This window comes from Chryseobacterium sp. GP-SGM7 (assembly GCF_049166575.1).
In the GTDB taxonomy this organism is placed as follows: domain Bacteria; phylum Bacteroidota; class Bacteroidia; order Flavobacteriales; family Weeksellaceae; genus Chryseobacterium.
Genome location: NZ_JBMHFF010000001.1, coordinates 1,244,219 through 1,267,860 on the forward strand (window position 1 = coordinate 1,244,219; position 23,642 = coordinate 1,267,860).

13 protein-coding genes are annotated in these 23,642 nt (G+C 38.3%); all 13 read left to right on the forward strand.

Going from position 1 to position 23,642, the window contains the following annotated elements; genetic code table 11:
• Positions 1-30: 30 nt before the first annotated feature.
• The 13 genes from uxuA to ACOOWA_RS05515 all read left to right on the forward strand — a co-directional run bounded on the left by uxuA (position 31) and on the right by ACOOWA_RS05515 (position 23,635).
• Positions 31-1,200 carry a mannonate dehydratase gene (gene uxuA / locus ACOOWA_RS05455; RefSeq protein ID WP_421373774.1) on the forward strand — a complete coding sequence of 390 codons (1,170 nt, stop codon included), beginning with the start codon at positions 31-33 and terminating at the stop codon, positions 1,198-1,200.
• An 84-nt stretch (positions 1,201-1,284) separates the two neighbouring features.
• Positions 1,285-2,100: an SDR family oxidoreductase gene (locus ACOOWA_RS05460; RefSeq protein ID WP_421373775.1), complete on the forward strand. Its 816-nt coding sequence runs from the start codon at positions 1,285-1,287 to the stop codon at positions 2,098-2,100.
• A gap of 400 nt (positions 2,101-2,500) precedes the next feature.
• The gene (locus tag ACOOWA_RS05465; RefSeq protein WP_421373776.1) at positions 2,501-4,219 is read left to right on the forward strand and encodes a glycoside hydrolase family 43 protein; all 1,719 of its coding nucleotides are present in this window, start codon (positions 2,501-2,503) and stop codon (positions 4,217-4,219) included.
• A 62-nt stretch (positions 4,220-4,281) separates the two neighbouring features.
• Positions 4,282-5,895, forward strand: coding sequence for a glycoside hydrolase 43 family protein (locus tag ACOOWA_RS05470; protein WP_421373777.1), 1,614 nt, complete (start codon positions 4,282-4,284; stop codon positions 5,893-5,895).
• A gap of 719 nt (positions 5,896-6,614) precedes the next feature.
• Complete coding sequence (locus ACOOWA_RS05475) at positions 6,615-7,457, forward strand: alpha/beta hydrolase (protein ID WP_421373778.1); 843 nt, start codon at positions 6,615-6,617, stop codon at positions 7,455-7,457.
• A 221-nt stretch (positions 7,458-7,678) separates the two neighbouring features.
• Positions 7,679-9,055 carry a glycoside hydrolase family 43 protein gene (locus ACOOWA_RS05480; protein WP_421373779.1) on the forward strand — a complete coding sequence of 459 codons (1,377 nt, stop codon included), beginning with the start codon at positions 7,679-7,681 and terminating at the stop codon, positions 9,053-9,055.
• Between the two features lie 2 nt (positions 9,056-9,057).
• Complete coding sequence (locus tag ACOOWA_RS05485; protein WP_421373780.1) at positions 9,058-11,001, forward strand: glycoside hydrolase family 97 catalytic domain-containing protein; 1,944 nt, start codon at positions 9,058-9,060, stop codon at positions 10,999-11,001.
• Positions 11,002-11,065: 64 nt separating this feature from the next.
• Positions 11,066-13,591, forward strand: a complete 2,526-nt coding sequence (locus tag ACOOWA_RS05490) for a glycosyl hydrolase 115 family protein (protein ID WP_421373781.1) — start codon at positions 11,066-11,068, stop codon at positions 13,589-13,591.
• A 72-nt stretch (positions 13,592-13,663) separates the two neighbouring features.
• A complete protein-coding gene (locus ACOOWA_RS05495; protein ID WP_421373782.1) occupies positions 13,664-16,414 on the forward strand; it encodes a T9SS type A sorting domain-containing protein in 2,751 nt (916 codons plus the stop codon).
• A gap of 207 nt (positions 16,415-16,621) precedes the next feature.
• Entirely contained in the window at positions 16,622-19,249 is a 2,628-nt protein-coding gene (locus ACOOWA_RS05500; protein WP_421373783.1) for a beta-glucosidase H, read from the forward strand.
• A 215-nt stretch (positions 19,250-19,464) separates the two neighbouring features.
• Positions 19,465-21,447, forward strand: coding sequence for an alpha-L-arabinofuranosidase C-terminal domain-containing protein (locus ACOOWA_RS05505; RefSeq protein WP_421373784.1), 1,983 nt, complete (start codon positions 19,465-19,467; stop codon positions 21,445-21,447).
• Positions 21,448-21,630: 183 nt separating this feature from the next.
• Positions 21,631-23,328, forward strand: coding sequence for a ribulokinase (locus ACOOWA_RS05510; protein ID WP_421373785.1), 1,698 nt, complete (start codon positions 21,631-21,633; stop codon positions 23,326-23,328).
• Between the two features lie 175 nt (positions 23,329-23,503).
• Positions 23,504-23,635: a hypothetical protein gene (locus ACOOWA_RS05515; RefSeq protein WP_421373786.1), complete on the forward strand. Its 132-nt coding sequence runs from the start codon at positions 23,504-23,506 to the stop codon at positions 23,633-23,635.
• Positions 23,636-23,642 lie beyond the last annotated feature (7 nt).

Genomic DNA, 23,642 nt, shown 5'->3' on the forward strand with positions numbered 1-23,642 from the left:
CTTTGTTTTAATTAAAATTTCTAAAGTATTATGGAAAAAACCTGGCGTTGGTTTGGGAAAAACGATAAAATTAAGTTACAAACACTTCGACAAATTGGTGTTGAAGGAATTGTTTCTGCACTGCACGATATTCCAAATGGAGAAATCTGGAGTTTGGAGGCTGTAAATGATTATAAAAATTATATAGAAAGTCATGGGCTTCGTTGGTCTGTAGTTGAAAGTCTTGCCGTGAGCGAGTCTATCAAATACGGAGGCGAAAACAGAGACCAACTCATAGAAAATTATATCAAAAGTCTCGAAAATCTTGGTAAAGCAGGCGTTACTACGGTTTGCTATAATTTTATGCCGGTTCTCGATTGGGCCAGAACAGATCTTTTCCACGAATGGAAAGACGGTTCATCATCTTTATATTTTGATAAGGCTAAATTTGCCTATTTCGAAATTCATATTCTGAAAAGAGATGGAGCAGAAAAAGATTATACGCCTGAAATTCTTAAAAAAGTTGAGGAATTAAAAAATACACTGACAGAAGTTGATAACAACGATTTGATTGATTCTGTTATCGTTAAAACGCAGGGTTTCGTCAACGGAAATATCAAAGAAGGCGATTCAAATCCGGTAGAAAAATTCAATAATTTATTGGCTTTGTATGACGGAATTGATAAAAATCAACTTCGTGAAAATTTAAAATATTTCCTCGAAAAAATTATGCCGGTTTGCGAAGAATGGAACATTCAAATGTGTGTTCATCCAGACGATCCGCCATTTGCATTGCTTGGTTTGCCAAGAATCGTAACCAATGAAGACGACATCGATTGGTTCCTAAACGCAGTAGATAATCCTCACAACGGATTGACATTTTGTGCAGGTTCTTTGAGTGCCAATTTGCAGAATGACGTTCCGAAATTAGCTCAAAAATATGCCCACAGAACAAAATTTGTTCATTTAAGAAGCACCAACGTTTTTGAAAACGGAGACTTTATCGAGGCACATCATTTAGGCGGAAGAGGAAAACTGATTGACGTTATCCGAGTTTTCGAAAAAGAAAATCCGGATTTGCCCATGAGAATCGACCACGGAAGACTGTTGTCAGAAGATATTGACAAAGGTTACAATCCCGGTTACTCTTTCTTGGGAAGAATGTTGGCTTTAGGTCAGATAGACGGTGTGATGGCAGCTGTCAGTTCTGAATCAAATTAAAGAATCCGAAGAATTCAATATGAACAGCCATAGGTGAAACCTATGGAAAAATATTCATCAATTATCATTTATCACTAATAAAAAATGAACGAAATATTCAGCATAAAAGATAAAGTAGCGGTCATCACTGGCGCGTCTGGGGTTCTGGGCGGAAGTCTGGCAAAAAGTTTCATTAAAGCAGGAGCAAAAATTATTGCAGTTGGCAGAAATCAGGAAACTCTGGACGCCCGCTTGAAAGAACTGACCGATTTAGGAAGCGACGCTTTCGCAGTAGAAGCCAACGTAATGGATATCGAAAGTCTTGAAAATGCGTCAAAAAAAATCATTGAAAAATATGGGAAAATAGACATTTTACTTAACATTGCCGGGGGAAATATCCCAACCGCAACTTTGTCTCCCGAACAATCATTTTTCGATATGAATATGAGCGGTTGGGATGAGGTGACAAACCTGAATATCAATGGAACCGTTTATCCAAGCTATGTTTTCGGAAAAGTTATGGCAGAACAGGGAAGTGGAAGTATTGTCAATATTTCATCGATGGCGGCCTATTCGGCGATTACAAGAGTGGCAGGATATTCAGCGGCAAAATCGGCGATTACCAATTTTACCCAATGGTTAGCTTCAGATTTAGCACTGAAATTTGGTGACAAAATTCGTGTAAACGCGGTGGCTCCCGGATTTTTCATCGGTGATCAAAACCGTGCTATTTTGCTGAATCCAGATGGCTCTCTGACAGACAGAAGCAAAAAAGTCATTACCAAAACACCAATGCAGAGATTTGGTGAAGTTGAAGAACTGAACGGCGCTGTACAATTTCTTTGTTCAGATGCTGCGAGTTTTATTACTGGTGCATTGTTGCCTGTTGATGGTGGTTTTAGCGCATTCAGTGGTGTTTAAAATTTAAAAATTATTTTCTTCATATAGTAAGCAAGGCCTTTTTAAATTTAAATTTTAAGGTCTTGCTTTTTAAAAAATTATTTTTTTGGTTTCAAAAATCAATTTCATAATACAAAATTATTATCAAGTCTTTCCAAGTGTTGAATTAAATATAGTCTCATTGCAATTAAAGGCTCGTAGAGGCGACTTGATAAAAAAAATAAGAAGCCGAGGATTCAACAACAATAGCCACAGGTAAAACCTGAGGAAAAAAGAAAAAACAAACCACGAATCCTGCAAGGGTTCAACAATAAAATCAATATCTAAATTATATATGAAATCGCCATTAAAAACTTTAAAAATAAGTACCAATAAAGATTTGGCGATAACATATGACTGTTAAAAAAATAAATACCGAGATATGAAAAAGATAACGATGAATCCCAATTTTCTGAAAAACAAAACCAGCATTTTTGCCACTTTAGCTTTATTTTCTGTAACCGGTTTATCAGCGCAGATTTTCACCGATTTTCAATACAAAGGAAACGACAAAATATACAGTGACAATCCTTTAAAATCAGACGAATTCTATTCTCCGATTCTTCAGGGCTGTTATCCCGACCCAAGTATCACCAAAAAAGGTGAAGATTATTATTTGGTCAACTCATCATTTTCAATGTTTCCCGGCGTTCCGATTTTCACGTCTAAAGATTTGGTCAATTGGAAGCAGGTAGGCCATGTTCTCGACAGACCTTCTCAACTTAAAGTAGAAAAAGGCGGAGTTTCTCAGGGAATTTACGCACCGGACATCAAATACAACAAATTCAACGATACATTTTATATGATTACCACGCAGATTGCGGGTGAAGTCGGAAATATGGTCGTGAAAACCAAAGATCCGGCAAAAGGCTGGAGCGAAGTTCAAAAATTAAATTTCGACGGAATCGACCCGGCGATTTTCTTCGATGATGACGGGAAAGCCTACATTGTTCACAACGATGCTCCACCAAAAGGAACCGAGCAGTATCAGGGTCACCGCGTTATCAAAATGTGGGATTACGATTTGGAAAAAGACCAGGTTGTGACGGGTTCAGACAAAATTATCGTCAATGGAGGGGTTGACCTTTCTCAAAAACCAATCTGGATAGAAGGTCCTCATTTATACAAATTCAAAGGAAAATATTATTTGATGTGCGCCGAAGGTGGAACCGGAGGTAACCATAGCGAAGTTATTTTTATGTCAGATTCTCCAAAAGGACCATTTATTCCCGCTAAAAATAACCCGATTCTGACACAAAGATATTTTCCTAAAGATAGAAAGGAAAAAGTAGATTGGGCAGGTCACGCCGATTTGGTGGAAGGTCCAAACGGACAGTGGTACGGTGTGTTTTTAGCTATTCGTCCCAACGAAAAAGGACGTGTAAATCACGGTAGAGAAACTTTTATTCTTCCGGTTGACTGGAGCGGAACATATCCTGTTTTCCAAAACGGTTTGGTTCCGATGAAACCAAAATTAAAAATGCCGGAAGGGGTGAAAAATCAAACCGGACAAACCGGATTTTTCCCGAATGGAAACTTCACTTATAACGATAAATTAACCGATAAAAATCTCGATTTCCGCTGGATTGCGATGCGTGGGCCACGTGAAAATTTCGTCACAGCTACAAAAACGGGTGTAAAAGTAAATCCTATGGAAACCAATATCAAAGCTTTGGCTCCGATTTCGTCTTTGTTCCACAGATTACAGCACGAAGATTTTGAAACGTCAGTAACTTTAGATTACAAACCAAAATCTGACAAAGAATTATCTGGAATCACGCTCTATCAAAGTGAAACATTTAATTATGTTTTCGGTGTTACGAAGAAAGACAAAGAGTTCTATATCGTTTTGGAAAGAACCGAAAAAGGAAGTTCAAAACTGATTTCCAGCGAGAAAATTTCGTTGTCGAAGACGATTAAATTCCAGGCTGTTGGAGAAAAAGATAACATCAGTTTTAATTATTCTTTAGACGGTAAAAACTTCAAAAATCTGGGCGGACCGGTTTCCGGCGATATTCTTTCAACGGATGTTGCAGGCGGTTTTACAGGAAGTTTAATCGGTCTGTACAGCACTTCGTCAAACGATATTGTGCCTAATTAATTTTAAACCTTCAAGGTTTCAAAAACCTTGAAGGTTTGTTTAATAACATCAAATTCAAAACCGTGAAAATTAATAAACCATTTTATATATTTTCTCTTTTCGGATTTATCGGGCTGAATCTCCTTTCAGCTCAGGTAAATCCTGTTGAGAAATCGCAAACGACAAAATTCAGAAACCCAATTATTTGGGCAGATGCACCGGATTTGTCAATCACAAGAAATGGCGACGATTTTTATCTGATTAGTACCACAATGCACCTGATGCCTGGCGCTCCGGTAATGCACTCCAAAGATTTGGTCAACTGGGAAATGTCGAGCTACGTTTTTGACAGATTAACAGACAATTCTAAATACGATTTGCTCAACGGAAGCGTTTACGGACGCGGACAATGGGCATCGTCCATCCGTTTTCACAAAGGAAAATATTATGTTTTATTTTCACCGAATGACGAACCTTTCAAATCCTATTTTTATGTTTCCGATAATCCTGAAAAAGGCAACTGGAAACTGCTGACCAGAACCAGACATTTTCACGATGCATCTTTGCTTTTTGACGATGACGACAGAGTTTATGTGTACACGTCTAACAAAGTGTTTGAGCTGAGTCCAGATTTTAAAACCATTATCGGAAATCAGGATGGAACAGAAGTTTTTCAGAAAGATGCTTCGGAAACGGGATTGTTGGAAGGCAATCAAATTATTAAGAAAGACGGAAAATATTATATGATGATGATTTCCTGGCCGAAAGGTGGAAAACGCCGTCAGGAAATGTACAGAGCCGATAAAGTAACCGGACCTTTCGAGAAAAAAATCATTCTTGAAGACAACTTCCTTGGATTTTCCTACGCCGGACAAGGTGCTTTGATTGACGACAAAATCGGAAACTGGTATTCACTGATTTTCCAGGACAGAAATGGAGTTGGGCGTGTCCCGATTTTGATTCCCGTAAAATGGGAAAACGGCTGGCCGGTTTTAGGCGACAACGGAAAAGTACCTTTGACAGGAGAAATTTCGCTTCCGACCTTCCAACCAAAAAATCATTTGGTAGAAAGTGACGAGTTTTCCGGAAAAAAGATGAAAATCCAGTGGCAATGGAATCATAATCCAGTCAACGAAGCTTGGTCTTTGGCAGACAGAAAAGGCTATTTAAGGCTGAAAACCAGTAGGGTAGTCGATAATCTTTACCTTGCTCCAAATACCTTGACTCAAAGAATGGAAGGTCCAAAATCAACCGCTATTGTTGCTCTTGATGTGAAAGGGATGAAAGATGGTGATGCCACAGGTTTCAGCGCATTCAACGGTGATTCCGGGATTTTGTCGGTGGTGATGGAAGGGAATAAAAAGTTTGTCATTTTTGAAACGGATGAAGTCAGTTTAGACAATAAAACGAAGGCGATTACGGGCGTTAAAAAAGATGAAAAGAAGAGATTTCCGTTAAACTCAGACAAGGTGTATTTTAAAATTGACTCCGATTTTAACCTCGGAAAAGATTTGGCTAATTTTTCATACAGCACCGACCAAAAAAACTGGACGGAAATGGCGAAAGACTACAAAATGATTTTCGATTACCGAAGATTTTTTATGGGTTCTAAGTTTGCGATTTTTAACTATGCAACGAAAAATCTGGGTGGTTTTGTAGATGTTGATTTTTTCAGAGTGAGTAAAAGCTCGGAGTAAGGGAAATTTTTTTTATAGCTTGAGATTCTGTGTTAGCCAAAACGAAAGGTTTTCAATGATTATTCGTAGGTAAAATTATAAAAAGCCAAACCTTTGGAAAGTATCAGATTTATAAAATAAAAGTTGTTTAAAGTAAAAGAATATTTTAATCAAAAAAATGATAAGATGCTCCTTTAGGAGCAGAATCTGTGTAGAAGAAATGTAGAATCAGGCAAGGTGCAATCCGTAGGATCGCTATATTCAGATTTAGTACTAGAGATAGCGTTCCTACGGAATGCACCCAGCTATAAATATTTATATCTACACAGATAAAACTCCGCCGGAGTTTCCCTGATGGAAAATTAATTTAAGATAGTAGATGTAAAACAGTGTTATAATACTTAAAAAACTTCATTTAAAAACAAAGGTGGTATATGTGGCAAGTCATAGAAGAAAAAATAGAATAAAACAATCAAAAATAGCTCCGTTGGAGAAAACTGTTAATAGAAAAAAGATGTCATCAAAGCAAAGCCTCGTGGAGGCGACCTGTTAATGATGACATCAATAATTAACAATAAAATTGAAAAAAGATAAACCATTGCCGGAATTATTTTTTTGCCTAAATTAATAAGTGTAAAAATTACAAATAAAAATATATGAAATCGCCATCATTTGAAACTGCAAAAGCCAATGGAGAGAAAGCGATTACATATGGCAATAAAAACCATAAATAACTACATATGAAAAAATCACAGATATTGACTTTAGCTTTTTTGTTGTCGGGACTGTTTGTTTCCGCTCAAAATACTGACAGACAGGCACCGCAAGGTTTTGACGTCGAGCAAAAAGATATTCCACACGGAAAAATCGATTCCATTCAATATGCTTCAAAGACGGTCGGAACTACAAGAAAAGCCTTGATTTACACACCACCGGGATATAAAAAGGGAAATAAATACCCGGTTGTATATCTGCTTCACGGCATTGGTGGAGACGAAAAAGAATGGTACAAAAACGGAACGCCTCAAATCATTTTAGACAATCTATACGCACAGGGAAAACTCACGCCAATGATTGTCGTTTTACCCAACGGAAGAGCGATGAAAGACGACCGCGCCACCGGAAATATTATGGCAAAAGATAAAGTGGAAGCTTTCGCAACCTTCGAAAAAGATTTGCTGAAAGACTTGATTCCAGCAATAGAAAAAAAATATCCGGTTAAAAAAGGCAGAGAAAACCGCGCCATTGCCGGACTCTCAATGGGAGGCGGACAAACCCTGAATTTCGGTCTGGGAAATATTAATAAGTTCGCTTGGGTTGGTGCTTTTTCATCAGCTCCGAATACGAAAGAACCGCAACAATTACTTCCAAATCCGCAACAAGCAAAAGAATTAAAACTGCTTTTTATTTCTTGTGGTGACCAGGACAGTTTGATGCCGTTCAGCAAGAGAACCAGTGATTATCTGACGGCTAATAAAATTCCTCATATCTTTTACATCGAACCGGGAGGACACGATTTCAAAGTCTGGAAAAACGATTTATACATCTTTTCCCAGTTGATTTTTAAACCTGTCAACCAATAAAATTTTCATAGTTTATAGTTCTTGAAATGTCTGCCGAATCCAATATCAAAAATACTCAATTTCCGCAAATCCTGATAAAATAAACATTTTGCATTGAGTTCTAATTGAGAATTTAAGATTTCTGTAAGCTTCAGCATTTTTGTGAAACTTAAAGTATCTATAATTAAAAAACTTTGTAGGATTAGTGTTCAATCATTAAAACCAAAATCAAAGAATTAAATATGAAAAAGACAATAAAATCAATCATAAACATCTGTATTGTAGGTTGTTCAGGAATATTATTATCTCAGAATCCGATTATTCAGACCAATTACACCGCTGATCCCGCTCCGATGGTTTACAACGAAAGGCTTTACGTTTACACCACGCACGACGAAGACGATTCTACCTGGTTTACGATGAACGACTGGAAAGTATATTCCACCAACGATATGGTAAACTGGACGGATCACGGAACGATTCTTTCCTACAAAGATTTTGAGTGGGCAAAACGTGATGCGTGGGCGGCGCAATGTATCGAAAGAAATGGCAAATTTTTTATATACGTTCCGATGTGGTCAAAAACCAATAACAAAGGAGCGATTGGCGTTGCAGTGGGCGACAGTCCGTTTGGTCCTTTTCACGATCCGCTTGGGAAACCTTTGGTACAGAGCGAATGGGGCGATATTGATCCGACGGTTTTTATTGATGACGACGGTCAAGCCTATATGTATTGGGGAAATCCCAAACTTAAAATGGTTAAGCTGAACCAGGATATGATTTCCTATTCCGGCAATATTGTTGAAGTTCCGATGACTTCAGAATCTTTCGGAAAAAGAGATGGAAAAGAAAACCCAGAAAGACCGACAAAATATGAAGAAGGACCTTGGCTGTACAAAAGAAAAAATCTTTATTACCTCTTTTGGCCGGGCGGTCCGCTTCCTGAATTCATCGGATATTCCACCAGCAAAAATCCGCAAGGTCCGTGGAAATACGGCGGAATCGTGATGCCAACCGAAGGCAAATCATTTACCAATCATCCCGGTGTGATTGATTTTAAAGGCAAAACGTATTTTTTCTATCACAACGGAGCGTTACCGGGAGGAAGCGGATTTACCCGTTCAGTCAGCGTTCAGGAAATGGAATTCAACAAAGACGGTTCTGTTTCGCCTTTCAAAATGACCAATAATATTACAAAAGCCATCGCTACGGTCAATCCTTACTCCTTCAATCAGGCGGAAATGATTGCGTGGTCGGAAAATGTAAAATCTTATCAGAATAAAGAAGCCGGCGTTTTCATCAAAGCAAAGAAAAATGGTGCTTACACGAGTGTCAAAAGTGTTGATTTCGGTAAAAAAGGTCCGGTTAATTTTTCGGCAAGAGTGGGTACAACGCATAACAGCGAAGTGACAATGGATGTACGTTTGGACAGTTTTAACGGAAAAACAATTGCAACGGTCAAAGTTCCGCTGACCGGAGGAGACGACCGATGGGAAAATGTAAAAACCGAATTGAAAGAAAAAATTACAGGCGTTCACGACCTCTATTTTGTCTTTAACGGAAAAGTAGAAAAAGACATTATGTTTTTCGATTTTTGGACATTTCTTGAAAATAATTAATTATGACTAAATTTATTTTAAAGCTATCATTCATACTGAGCATTCTTTTGCTCAATACTTTTTCGGCGCAGGTTGCAGAAGTTTCAAGTCCAGATGGAAAACTGAAACTGAATGTTTTTTCTGAAAATGGAAATGCGTTATACGCTGTAACTTTTCAGGGAAAGCCAATGCTGGACAAATCTCCGTTAGGTTTAATCACCAATGAGTCTGATTTTTCTAAAAATCTGAAATACATAGACAGCAAAAAAGACAAGGTTTTTAAAAAATATTCAAACGAAAAAATCAAAAAATCGGGGGTTGATTATAATGCCAATTCTTTAATGGTAAATTTTATCAATTCAGACCAGTTTACTATCGGAATTGAGTTTCAAATCAGCAACAATAATGTGGCTTTCAGATACGATATTGCACCGATGAAAGAGCGTCTGAGCGCAGTTATACAATCAGAAATTACAGGTTACAGATTTCCATCTCAAACCACAACTTTTCTATCGCCGATGATGAAACCGATGACCGGTTTTGCACGAACTGCACCAAGCTACGAAAGTGGATATAAAGCCGATGCAGAATTGGGAGCAAAAGCTGATTATGGTTATGTTTTCCCAGGTTTATTTCACATAGGAAATGATGGCTGGATTTTATTGTCTGAAACAGGCGTGAACAGTTTGTACTGCGCTTCTCATTTGAATACGACTTCAGAAAAGAATCTTTACAAAGTCGCTTATCCGAATATGGCGGAAAATAATGGTTTCGGAAGTACGGGAGCATCCATTTCGCTTCCTGGAAAAACACCCTGGAGAACCATCACGATTGGCGATTCTCTGAAACCAATTGTTGAAACTACGATTCCTTTTGATGTGGTTGAGCCAATGTACGAGCCTTCACAAAAATACACTTACGGAAAATCGACGTGGAGCTGGATTCTGTGGCAGGACAACAGTATGAACTACGAAGACCAGAGTCTCTTTATCGATTTAGCATCAAAACTTGGTTATGATTACATTTTAATGGATGCACTTTGGGACAAAAACATTGGAAAAGAAAGAATGAAAGACCTTATTCAATACGCAAAATCTAAGAATGTTAATGTTCTTTTATGGTACAATTCCAATGGTTCTTCAAATGATGCGCCAATGGGACCAAGAAACAAAATGAGTTCAGCGGTTGAGCGTAAAAAAGAAATGAAATGGCTGAAAGAAATCGGTGTAAAAGGTCTGAAAGTAGATTTCTTCGGTGGCGACAAGCAGGAAACGATGCGTCTGTATGAAGATATTCTGTCGGATGCCAACGATTTTAGTTTGACCATCATTTTCCACGGGGCGACGTTGCCGAGAGGTTGGGAAGTAATGTACCCGAATTATGCCGGAAGTGAAGCGGTTTTAGCCTCAGAAATGCTCTATTTTTCGGAAGATGTTCGCAAACAGGAAGCATTTTTTGCGACCTTGCATCCGTTCATCAGAAACACGGTCGGAAGTATGGAATTTGGCGGGACTTTCCTCAACAAATATTTAACTAAATCCAATAAGGATAAAAATAAAAGATACACCACAGACAGTTTCCAGTTGGCAACGACGGTTCTGTTTCAAAATCCGGTACAGATGTTTGCTGTGATGCCGAATAACCTGAGCGACGTACCGAAATTCCAGCTTGATTTTATGAAAGAAATCCCGACGCTTTGGGACGAAACAGTGTTCATTGACGGTTATCCCGGGAAATATTCAGTGATTGCCAGAAGACATCAGAATCAATGGTATGTGGCTGGAATCAATGCAGAAAAAACGGTTAAGAAACTGAAAATTAATCTTCCGATGTTTGCTGGCAAAACGGTGAAATTTATTAATGATGATGCTCAGGGAAATTCAGCCGAAAAACAAGTGAAAGTTAATGCTAAAGGAGATTTCAATGTAGAAATTCAGCCGAATGGTGGTTTTGTTTTGAGAAATTAATAACAATTAAACCTTCAAGATTTTTAAAACCTTGAAGGTTTGGATAACGTAAAAATAAAAGATTATGAATAGAATAAAAATATTTTTTCTCGTCATCTTATTCGGATATTGTCTGCAGATCAATGCAACAGAACCGTTCATCAGCACAGAAAAAAAATCAGAAAACATTGTTTTAAAAGAAAAATCTGTCAGTCTCTCCATTTTTACCAATGCTGGAATTGGCAATGGAATTTTAAGAGCCGTGAAAAATCTGCAAACTGATTTTCAGAAAGTCACGGGAACTCAGCCCACGATTTTGAATCAAATTTCAGGAATGAATTCGCCTCTGATTATCATCGGAACGGTCGGAACAAAATCGATGGTTGATGATTTAATCAGACAAAAGAAAATCGACGGAAAATCTTTAACCGGGAAAAACGAAAAATACATCATTCAAAATGTCAGCAATCCATTTCCCGGAATTTCCGAAGCTATTGTCATTGCGGGAAGCGACAAGCGTGGAACAATTTACGGCATTTACGAAATGTCTCAGCAGATTGGTGTTTCGCCGTGGTATTATTGGGCAGATGTTCCGGTTTCGGCGAAGGAAAATTTATACTTCAAAAAAGGAATTTATACCGATGGAGAACCGGCTGTGGAATATCGCGGGATTTTCCTGAATGACGAAGAACCTTCATTGGGAAGTTGGGCAAGAGCGACTTTTGGTGGAATCAATTCTAAATTCTATGAGAAAGTTTTTGAACTGATTTTAAGGATGAAAGGCAACTACATCTGGCCTGCGATGTGGGGAAAAGCGTTTTATGACGACGATGCTTTGAGCGGACCTTTGGCCAACGAAATGGGAATTGTGATGGGAACTTCGCACCACGAACCGATGGCTTTGGCACAGACCGATTGGCATCGTTACATCAAGAAAAATAATCTCCCGAACGTCTGGGATTATTCGAAAAATGAAAAAGTTTTAAAAGAATTCTGGAGATCAGGACTGGAAAGAAGTAAAAACTGGGAAAAACTGGTGACTGTTGGTATGCGTGGCGACGGCGACGAAGCGATGGGAGAGGGAACCAACATTTCACTTCTTGAAAAAGTGGTGACTGACCAGCGGAAAATCATTGCTGATGTGACCGGGAAAAGAGCCGATAAAACACCGCAGGTTTGGGCTTTGTACAAAGAAGTTCAGGATTATTACGACAAAGGAATGCGCGTTCCCGATGATGTGATTTTGCTGTTTTGTGATGATAATTGGGGTAATGTGAGAAAACTTCCGGACCTTTCGAAACCTTTGCACAAAGGCGGTTACGGAATGTATTACCATTTTGATTATGTAGGGGGACCGAGAAATTCTAAGTGGATTAACATCAACCCGATTCAGCGAGTTTGGGAGCAGATGAATCTTTCTTATGAGCATAAAGTGGATAAAGTTTGGGTCGTGAATGTGGGTGATTTGAAACCAATGGAATTCCCAATCAGCTTTTTCTTAGAAATGGCCTGGAATCCGAAACAGTTTAACTCCAAAAACCTTTTACAATACACCGAAAAATGGTCGGCTCAGCAGTTTGGTGGAAAACACGCCAAGGAAATTGCCAGAATGATTAATCTTTATGCCAAATACAACCGCCGTGTAACACCGGAAACGCTGGACAGCAAAACATTCAGCCTTGAAAATTATGATGAATTCGAAACGGTTTTGAATGATTATCGGGCGTTGACTTTAGAAGCTTTACGACTGAAAGAACAGATTCCGGCAGAATATCAGGATGCATATTATCAGCTGGTTTTATATCCGATTGATGCGTGCAGTAATTTGTACGAAATGTATTACGCCGTTGCGAAAAATAGAGAATTGGCTGCCAAATATGACTTAAAAGCCAATTATTATGCCGATAAAGTAAAAGAATATTTTGACAGAAATGCCTATTTAGACAATCAGTATAACAATGTAATTGCCGGAGGAAAGTGGCAGCATATGATGGATCAGATGAGAATCGGTTATAAAAATTGGAATGATTCCAAAGAAAATATTATGCCTCAGGTGACTTACGTTTATGATGATAACGCTTCAAAAGATAAAGTATTTCAGGAGAAAAAAGGTTATGTTTCCATTGAAGCTGAGAATTTTATCAGAAAAAATGATTCAGACCGAATTCATTGGGAAGTGATCCCTGATTTCGGGAAAACAAAATCGGGTGTAACGACTTTTCCACAAAATGCATATCCCAAAACTGATGAAAACGTTTATTTGGAATACGATATTAATTTTGAATCGAAAGGTGAGTTTGAAGTGCAGTTATTATTAGCTCCAACTTTAAATTATAATCATAACAAAGGTTTACGCTACGAAATTTCTTTCGACGGACAGTCTCCACAAATCGTCAATTTCAACGGACATTACAAAGGCGAACTTGGAAGATGGCAGTCTGAACATATCATTAAATCAATGACCAAGCATCAGATTTCACAACCCGGAAAACACACATTACGTTTCAGAGTTCTGGAACCGGGAATTGTTTTGGAGAAAATACTCATCAACACTGGAGGATTAAAGCCTAGTTATCTGGGAGCGCCGGAAAGTGGTTTTAACGTCAAATAAACCTAAAAAAACTCTTAACCATGAATCTTTAAAACCTAAAGATATTATTCAAATCACTTAATTCAAATTATTATGAGAAAAATTTTAAACCGGATGCTCGCATTGGCGGTAGGCATCATCTGCAATCAATTTGTAAATGCACAAACAGTGCTGCCTGCAAAAGTAAAAATTGATAAAACTATTGCTTATCAGAATATTACAGGATTTGGAGGTTTTGTCTGTAGTCCGCAGTTTGCTTATAATCACATGACACCCACAGAAATTCAGAAACTCTGGGGAACAGGTACTACTAATGCGGGGTATAACATCTTGAGGTTGTATATTCCGGAAGATCCTGCCAACTGGCCACAGGTTTTGGCCACGGCACAGCAGGCAAAAGCAATGGGACTGATTGTTTTTGCAAGCCCATGGACAATGCCTGCGACGTGGAAAACCAATAACCATTCAAATGCGGTTTTTACTGATGCCAATGGCGTACAACAAATCGGGTATCTGAAACCTGAACATTATCAGGATTACGCTTTACACCTGAACAGTTTCGTGACATATCTTGCCACCAATGGAGTAACGCTCGATTATATTTCGATTCAAAACGAGCCGGATGAGATGGCACAATATGCAGGCTGCATCTGGACACCGACGCAGATTGCAAATTTTGTGAGAGATTACGGTCAATTGATTAACTGCAATGTGATCGCTCCTGAAAGTGTGGGTTTCACCGATAATTTTGCCAATGCATTTTTAAATACAGCAACCATGGCTAATTTCGAAGTCTATGGAGGACACCAATATGGAAACATGCAGTCTGTTTACAAGCAGTTTCAAAACAATAACAAACAGATCTGGCAAACGGAATATCTGATTAACTGGAATTCAAATACAAGTGTTCCGGCAAGAGATTTCAGCTGGTCTATTGACGGTTTTTCTTTTGCAAGAGCGGTCAACAATGCGATGCTCGGAAATGTGAATGCATGGGTTCATTATGCTTCAAAAAGATACTACGGTATGATGGGTGACGGTAGCAACGGAACTGTTGCCGGTGAGATGACAAAAAGAGGTTATATTTTGTCACAGTTTGCAAAAACCACAACCGGTAAAAAGAGAATTGATGCCAAGTGGGAAGTAGCCAATGGTTTACTGGAAGGATCATCTTATATTTCTCAGGATGGGAATCAGATTACATTGGTAGTCATTAATTCATCTGCAAACACTTATAATCTTAAAGCGGATCTGCCGTTCTTTACAAATTCAGGAGCAAGTACAACGACTTCGCAAACATCTGATATGGTTTCGGCTCCGTTTACGTTTCCTGCCGATACGTTTCGACCACAAATTACGGTAAATCCTTCAAGTGTGATGACTTTTGTTTTTAATAAAAGTGGAGACAGACCCGTTTCAACAATGACGGGAACTGAGGTACATTACAACAAAATTGAAACACTCAGCACTACAAATCCTGCTTTTGGGATCGGATATCAATTATCCGGGAAAACAGTTACATTTTATAATTCGACACCATTAATCAGTTCCAATACATCAGATTCTAATGGATATCTAGCATTAAATGACCGTTATAATAAACTGATTATTAATGTTCTGAGTTATACAACAACACTGGGCCAGTCTTCTTCAAATACAACGCTTTATTATGTTGATAACAGTAATGTGGTGAGATCTTACAATTACGGAAGCATTACACTTCCTGCACCGGGATCAGGAAGCTTCAATCTTGTTTTTGACCTTTCCCGCTCCACACTTCCTTTTGGATGTAAAGGGATTTTAGGTTTAAGAAGCGGAAATTTCAGTTCAATTTTAACTTTTAACCTTGGTGATGTTTATTTTAATGTAGGAAACGAAAGAGCAGCAAAATTTGATGCGGCCTATACTTCTACCGACAGCAATCTTATGGATGCGCTTGAAAATGAATATTACACATCATTAGACTTTAGAAATGTTACCGGAATTACTTCAACATCAAACTGGATAAATTCTTCTCAAAATCTAAACAGTTTGTTCTACATTAATAATTCTGTAGCTAACACAAATACAAATGTTGTGTCCGGAAATATCTGTAATACCCTTACATTATCTGATTCAGGAAAAGATTTTCAGGTTTCGTTTAATTTTTCGGCAACTGCAGCCACTTACAGCAGAGTCATCAATGGCTACGAAGTCCTGTTATTACCTTTTGAAGCAAACATTCCTTCAGGCGTAAACGTTTATCTGATGACACCAGGTTCTGCAGGAATATCATGTTCAGGAATTTCTACCGGAATAATTCCTGCCAATACTCCGGTTATCGTGAATGCAACAGGAAATATTACCTTTACCGGAACAGGAAATGTCTCTACACCCAAAGCGATTACTGTGAATCAGATGAATGGCGTTTATCATACCATCAAAGTTCCGGCAAACAGCTATGTTTTAAAGACAGAAAATGGAGTAACAGGTTTTTATAAGGTTTCAGCAGGAAGTGAACCGATGATTAATCCATTCCGTGCTTATCTTACAGAAGAAAATACCTATACGGCGGCTATGCTTCCATTAAATTTCGCTGTGTTAGTTGCAGAAAATAATATTCTGCGAAAAGATGAGGTTAAAGTTTATCCAAGTCCTGCCAAATCGGAAATTTTTGTTGAATTAAAAACAAAAGATGCAACAGCAAATATTTTAGATTCAAGAGGTGGATTAATAAAATCAGGATTGAAAATGACAGCTGGAAAAAACCGTATTGACATCAGCGAACTTGCTGCAGGTGTTTATTTTATTGAAGTTTCTTCCAACGGGACAAAAATAATTTCACAGAAATTTATTAAACACTAATATTTAATTCAATTAATTTTCCAAATCCATCAAAATTTATTTTGATGGATTTAATTTTTTTGCCTAATTATTAAAAAAATTATTTTAAAATAATAAGTGTTGTTTTTACATTTATATAAAAAGAATCTTATCTTTGTTTATATATCAAACTAAGCAGGTAAAATTTGCTGTTCTTTAAAAATTACCATCAAAAACTTCACTAATCATATGAAAAAGCTAATCATTAATATATCAATATTTGTCTGCGCCTTCTCATCGGCACAAACTTTCAGATATCCATTCCAAAACCCAAAACTTCCGGTTGAACAAAGAATCGAAAACCTTCTCAGTTTATTATCTGTTGAAGAAAAAATAGGAATGATGATGGATAATTCCAAAGCAGTTCCCCGTTTGGAAATTCCTGCTTACGGTTGGTGGAATGAAGCACTTCACGGCGTGGCAAGAGCAGGAACAGCTACGGTTTTTCCCCAAGCCATCGGTATGGCGGCAACCTGGGATGTTCCGGAACATTTGAAAACTTTCGAAATGATTTCCGATGAAGCCAGAGCAAAATACAATAAATCTTTCGATGAATCCAATAAAACCGGACGTTACGAAGGTCTTACATTCTGGACACCGAACATCAACATTTTCCGTGATCCAAGATGGGGAAGAGGTCAGGAAACGTATGGTGAAGATCCTTATTTGACTTCAGTTTTAGGCGTTGCTGCGGTTAAAGGTTTGCAGGGAAATGACCCGAAATATTTTAAAACGCACGCCTGCGCCAAACATTTCGCCGTTCACAGCGGCCCGGAATGGAATCGTCATTCTTACAATGCCGAAGTTTCTAAACGAGATTTGTATGAAACCTATCTTCCGGCTTTCAAAGCATTGGTTCTGGAAGGAAATGTAAGGGAAGTGATGTGCGCTTACAATGCATTCGACGGTCAACCTTGCTGTGCGAACAATACTTTATTAACCGAAATTCTTCGTGGAAAATGGAACTACGATGGAATGGTCGTTTCGGATTGCTGGGCTTTGGCAGATTTCTACCAAAAACAATATCACGGAACACATCCCGACGAAAAAAGTACGGCTGCAGATGCTTTGAAACATTCCACAGATTTGGAATGTGGAGACACCTACAATAATTTAAACAAATCTTTAGCAAGCGGTTTAATCACAGAAAAAGACCTCGACATTTCAATGAGAAGAATCCTGAAAGGTTGGTTTGAACTGGGAATGCTAGACCCGAAATCTTCCGTTCACTGGAACTCAATTCCATATACTGTTGTGGATTCTGAAGAGCATAAAAAACAGGCTCTAAAAATGGCACAAAAATCAATCGTGCTGATGAAAAACGAAAATAATGTTTTGCCTTTAAATAAAAATATTAAAAAAATCGCCGTAGTCGGTCCAAACGCTGATGACGGATTGATGCAGTTGGGAAATTACAACGGAACGCCTTCTTCAATCGTAACGATTTTGGGTGGAATTAAAGCTAAATTTCCAAATGCCGAAATTATTTATGAAAAAGGGACTGAAATTGCCGATCCATCTTCCAGAACTTCACTTTATCAAAACTTTTTAAGCCAGAAAAATGGTGAGAAAGGTATGAAAGTGGAGTTTTTCAACAATAATGAATTCAAAGGAAAATCTGCCAATATTTCTGTGAACAAAACAGGAATCAACTACAATAGTTTTAGCGGAACTCAGCTTGCCCCGAATGTGGGAAGAGAAAATACCTCGGCGATTATTTCGGGCGTTTTCAAAAGTTCTTACACCGGCGATGTAATTCTTTCGCCTTCAACGTCAGATGTTTATACGCTTTTTGTTGATGGAAAAGAAATCGCCACCAGAAAAGGTCCCGATGCAAGACACCCTTCAGAATTTCCTGTAAAAATGGAAAAAGGGAAGGAATATGACATCGAATTGCGCCACACCCAAAAAGGAAAATATGTGAGCATCACTTTCGATGTGTACAGAAAAGACCCTGTGAATTTCGCTTCAGTAAAGGAAAAAGTGAAAAATGCAGACGTTATTATTTTTGCTGGAGGACTTTCTCCAAGTCTGGAAGGCGAAGAAATGTTGGTGAGCGCAGAAGGCTTCAAAGGTGGCGATAAAACTTCAATTGATCTTCCAAAAGTTCAGCGTGAATTGTTGGCAGAATTAAGAAAAACAGGAAAGCCTGTCGTTTTCGTTCTTTGCACAGGAAGTTCGTTAGGTTTGGAGCAGGACGAAAAAAATTATGATGCTTTGCTGAATGCTTGGTACGGCGGACAATCCAGTGGAACGGCTGTGGCAGATGTTTTGGCAGGTGATTACAATCCGTCAGGAAAATTGCCAATTACATTTTATAAAAATCTGGCACAATTGGACAATAATCTTTCAAAAACCAGTAAACACCAAGGTTTCGAAAACTACGATATGGTCGGAAGAACGTACCGTTATATGACTGAGAAACCACTGTATGCTTTCGGACACGGGTTGAGTTATTCTCAATTTAATTACGGTGATGCTAAATTGAGTAAAAATACCATCAATACAGCTGAAAATCTGACGGTTACCATTCCCGTTAAAAATACTTCAAAACGTGACGGCGAAGAAGTGGTAGAAGTTTATGTGGAAAGAAATAACGATGCTTCTGCACCAGTAAAGACTTTGAGAGCGTTCGAAAGAGTTTTCATCAAAGCAGGTGAAACCAAAAATGTTCAGCTTACAGTTTCTAATGATTCTTTCAAATTTTATGATGAAAAAGTGGATGATTTGGCTCCAAAAGCAGGCAACTACACTATTTTCTACGGCGGAACATCTGACGAATCAGGTTTGAAAAGTCTTCAGATGAAAGTGAAATAAATTTTAAAAATTTAGATATTCAAACTGGTTTAATTTATCACATATCAATTAATGGAATTGACTCAAAATCACAAAAATAATAATCTGCAAGAAGAAAAAATCTTATTTTTTAAAGCTTATATGTTATTTCCTAAAGTCAGTTATTAAACTTAAAAATACAAAGTATTAAATCTTTTGAGCCTTTTGTGGTTAAAAAACAGTTCAAAAATCAATCAATGAAAACAAAATCCAAAATATTCGCCACCGCATTTTCTCTAAGCGTAGCCTTTTTTTCAGCACAAAATGGAAATGTAAAAAAGCATTTCCTCGATTTAGACGGAACTTCCACCAATGTCAAAATCCAGCCAACGATGTACGGAATTTTCTTCGAAGACATCAATTTTGCTGCAGATGGAGGATTGTATGCTGAATTGATTAAAAACCGCAGCTTCGAGTTCGATGAACCTTTGACTGGCTGGAAACAGCCCAACACAAAAACGCTTTCTCCCAACTTAGATTCTGGTTTTCTGACAATTATAACCGACAAGTATAAAACCAATAAAAACTACGCCAGAATCACGGTTTGGAATGATAAAAACTATTCGCTGGAAAATGAAGGTTTCAGAGGAATCGGGCTTCATCAGGGTGAAAAATATGATTTCAGTTTTAATTTAGAAAATATTTCAGGCAATATTTCGGCGGTTAACGCAAGTCTTGTGGATGAAAATGGAAAAGTAATTTCGGAGGTTTCAACAATCATAAAAGGTGGTGGCTGGCAAAAATACAGTTTGGTTTTCGCTCCAAAATCGACGGTTGAAAAAGCAAAATTACAGCTCACTTTCACCGGAAAAGGGGTGGTAAATATGGATATGATTTCTCTATTCCCACAAGACACCTGGAAAGGCAGAAAGGGCGGAATGCGAAAGGATTTGGTTCAGAAATTATACGATTTGCAACCCGGATTTTTACGTTTTCCCGGCGGATGTATTGTTGAAGGAAGAACTTTGGCAGAACGTTATCAATGGAAAAAAACAATCGGAAAAGTAGAAGATAGAGAAAATCTCATCAACAAATGGAACAACGGATTTGCGCACCGTCTAACTCCAGATTATTGGCAATCTTTCGGACTTGGTTTTTACGAATATTTCCAGCTTTCGGAAGATTTGGGAGCAGAACCACTTCCTATTTTAAGTTGCGGAATGGCGTGTCAGTTCAATACCGCGGAGCTTGTGAAAATGGAAGATTTAAATCCCTACGTTCAGGATGCTTTGGATCTGATTGAATTTGCAAATGGAGATTCCAACTCAAAATGGGGTAAAATCCGGACTGAAATGGGACATCCGAAACCGTTTAATATGAAATATATCGGCGTTGGAAATGAGCAGTGGGGTGAAGATTATATTGAACGATATAAGGTTTTCGAAAAAGCGATTCACGATAAATATCCGAGCATCCAAATCATATCAGGAAGCGGACCGTCGCCGGATGGAGAATTCTTCGATTACGGCTGGAAAGAACTTAAAAAACTGAATGCACAAATCGTTGATGAACATTACTACAATTCGCCGGATTGGTTTTTGAAAAATGCCGACCGATACGATAAATACGACCGAAGAGGGCCCAAAGTTTTTGCCGGAGAATACGCCGCACAATCAGTAGGTGTTGTAAAACCGGATAATAAAAATAACTGGCAGACCGCACTTTCTGAAGCCGCTTTTATGACCGGGCTGGAACGCAATGCAGATATCGTAACGATGACTTCCTACGCTCCGCTTTTGGCGCACGCAGACGGTTGGCAATGGACTCCGGATTTGATTTGGTTTAATAATCTGAAATCTTACACCACTCCGAATTATTATGTTCAGAAATTATTTTCAAACAACAAAGGAACAGATTTAATAAAAATCTCCGAAAACGGAAAGGTTTTAACAGGTCAGAATAATCTCTATGCATCAGCAGTTAAGGACAGTAAAAACGGTGAAACTATCATCAAATTGGTCAATTCAAACGCAGAGCAAACTTCGGTTGAAATCAATCCAAAAAATTTAAAATCGGGCAGTAAAATGACCAAAATTATCCTGACCTCTTTAGGTCTTTCCGATGAAAATAATTTCCAGATCGAAAATATCAAGCCTGTTGAAGAAACGCAGGTATTGAAAAAAGGAAAAATTTTGGTGGATATTCCGGCCAATTCTTTAGTTGTTTTAAAGATTAAATAACGCTGAAGCACCATCAATAAAGAGAAAATTAAAATTAAGTGTAAATATTACATTTATTTAAAATAGAATCTTATATTTGTTTTATCTCAAAATCAGAAATGCGAAGATTTCTTTAAGGTAAATGAAAACTTACCGCCGAATCTTTGCCGACTGCCACAATAATTGAATAAATCTCTTTCGTTAATGAAAAAATATGCTATCGGCTTAGACTACGGAACAGATTCCGTTCGTGCCGTTTTGATTGATACAGAAAACGGCGCAGAACTCGCCACTTCCGTGAGTTACTACCAAAGATGGAAAGACGGAAAATTCTGTAAACCCGAAATCAATCAGTTTCGCCAGCATTCGTTGGACCATATTGAAGGTTTGGAAAAAACCATTTCAACCGTCGTAAAAGAAAGTGGAGTAGCACCGGAACATATCGTCAGCATTTGCATCGACACCACCGGTTCATCGCCACTTCCTGTCAATAAAGACGGAATTGCCTTGTCACTTTTGCCAGAATTTTCAGAAAATCCGAATGCAATGATGGTTTTGTGGAAAGACCATACTTCTATCAACGAAGCTGAAGAAATTAATCATTTGGCGAGAAACTGGGGTGGTGAAGATTATACCAAATTCGAAGGCGGAATCTATTCTTCCGAATGGTTTTGGGCAAAAATTCTTCACATCAACAGAGAAGACGAAAAAGTAAAAAATGAAGCCCACAGCTGGATGGAACATTGCGATTATATTACATTCTTACTTTCCGACCATCAGGATTTGGCAACTTTTAAAAGAAGCCGTTGCGCCGCTGGTCACAAAGCGATGTGGCACGAGTCGTGGGACGGACTGCCTTCCAAAGATTTTCTTTCTCAGTTAGATTTGTCTCTGGCAGAACTGCGAGACAGACTGTACAATAAAACCTATACTTCCGACGAAGTTGCAGGAAATCTGAATGAAGAATGGGCTGAAAAATTAGGCTTGACAACCAACACAGTAATTGCAGTCGGAACTTTCGACGCACATTCCGGAGCGGTGGGCGCAAAAGTGGAAGAAAATACGCTGATTAGAATTATGGGAACGTCAACCTGCGATATTATGGTAGCTCCCAACGAAATTATCGGTGATAAAACCGTTAAAGGAATTTGCGGGCAGGTCGATGGCTCCGTGATTCCGGGATTGATGGGATTGGAAGCCGGACAATCTGCTTTCGGTGATGTTTTGGCTTGGTTCAAAGACATTTTAATGTGGCCAACTCAGAATATTCTGATGAATTCTCACATTATTGATAACAATCAAAAACAGCTGTTAAAAGAAGAATTAGAGAACAATTTAATTAGAAATCTTACGCTGGAAGCAGAAAAAATTCCACTTTCGGAATCAGTTCCAATTGCATTAGACTGGATTAATGGAAGAAGAACACCAGATGCCAATCAGGAACTGAAAATGGCCATCAACAATCTTTCTTTAGGCACAAAAGCGCCGCATATTTTCAAAGCTTTGGTGAATGCGATTTGTTTCGGTTCCAAAAAAATCGTTGAACGTTTCGAAGAAGAAGGCGTAAAAATCGAAAAAGTAATCGGAATTGGTGGTGTTGCCAGAAAATCGCCGTTCATAATGCAGACTTTGGCCAACGTTCTCAATATGCCGATTATCGTGGCAGAATCAGACCAGGCTCCGGCTTTGGGTGCAGCCATTTATGCCGCCGTTGCCGCAGGAATTTATCCGACTGTTCAGGAAGCGAGCCAGAAAATGGGTTCCGATTTCGAGGCAGAATATTTCCCACAAACCGAACACGTAGAAAAATATGCAGAACTGATGAACCAATATCAGACTCTCGCAGATTTCACCGAAAATAATATCAAATCTAAAAAGCAGTTGATAGTTGACAGTTTATAGTTGATAGAAATTTCAAATACAAAAACCAGCAACCATCAACCAAAAACGATCAACTAAAATAATTATGGCAGCTTAATCCGTCTTCCGCTCCCAATCTTTTTTGCCAAGGCTTTTCCCAACGCAAAAAAAAGGATTTCCGCTCAAGCCGGGCTGCGTGCAATTCGACGTTTAAAATTTGAAAGATTATTCAATAGAGGCGGGCTTTAGCCCGTCTACAGCAAGTGGAAACAAATTGGCTTTAGCCAAAACGTATTATAAATTTTGGCTAAAGCCGAATAAAAAACAGAATTATAACATCGGGCTTTAGCCCGATG

Excerpts from the sequence above, each read along its gene's own strand:
- ACOOWA_RS05460 (WP_421373775.1), top strand. The coding sequence starts at position 1,285 with ATGAACGAAATATTCAGCATAAAAGATAAAGTAGCGGTCATCACTGGC.
- ACOOWA_RS05505 (WP_421373784.1), top strand. The coding sequence starts at position 19,465 with ATGAAAACAAAATCCAAAATATTCGCCACCGCATTTTCTCTAAGCGTA.
- ACOOWA_RS05510 (WP_421373785.1), top strand. The coding sequence starts at position 21,631 with ATGAAAAAATATGCTATCGGCTTAGACTACGGAACAGATTCCGTTCGT.
- ACOOWA_RS05500 (WP_421373783.1), top strand. The coding sequence starts at position 16,622 with ATGAAAAAGCTAATCATTAATATATCAATATTTGTCTGCGCCTTCTCA.
- ACOOWA_RS05475 (WP_421373778.1), top strand. The coding sequence starts at position 6,615 with ATGAAAAAATCACAGATATTGACTTTAGCTTTTTTGTTGTCGGGACTG.
- ACOOWA_RS05480 (WP_421373779.1), top strand. The coding sequence starts at position 7,679 with ATGAAAAAGACAATAAAATCAATCATAAACATCTGTATTGTAGGTTGT.
- ACOOWA_RS05485 (WP_421373780.1), top strand. The coding sequence starts at position 9,058 with ATGACTAAATTTATTTTAAAGCTATCATTCATACTGAGCATTCTTTTG.
- ACOOWA_RS05465 (WP_421373776.1), top strand. The coding sequence starts at position 2,501 with ATGAAAAAGATAACGATGAATCCCAATTTTCTGAAAAACAAAACCAGC.
- ACOOWA_RS05490 (WP_421373781.1), top strand. The coding sequence starts at position 11,066 with ATGAATAGAATAAAAATATTTTTTCTCGTCATCTTATTCGGATATTGT.
- ACOOWA_RS05495 (WP_421373782.1), top strand. The coding sequence starts at position 13,664 with ATGAGAAAAATTTTAAACCGGATGCTCGCATTGGCGGTAGGCATCATC.
- uxuA (WP_421373774.1), top strand. The coding sequence starts at position 31 with ATGGAAAAAACCTGGCGTTGGTTTGGGAAAAACGATAAAATTAAGTTA.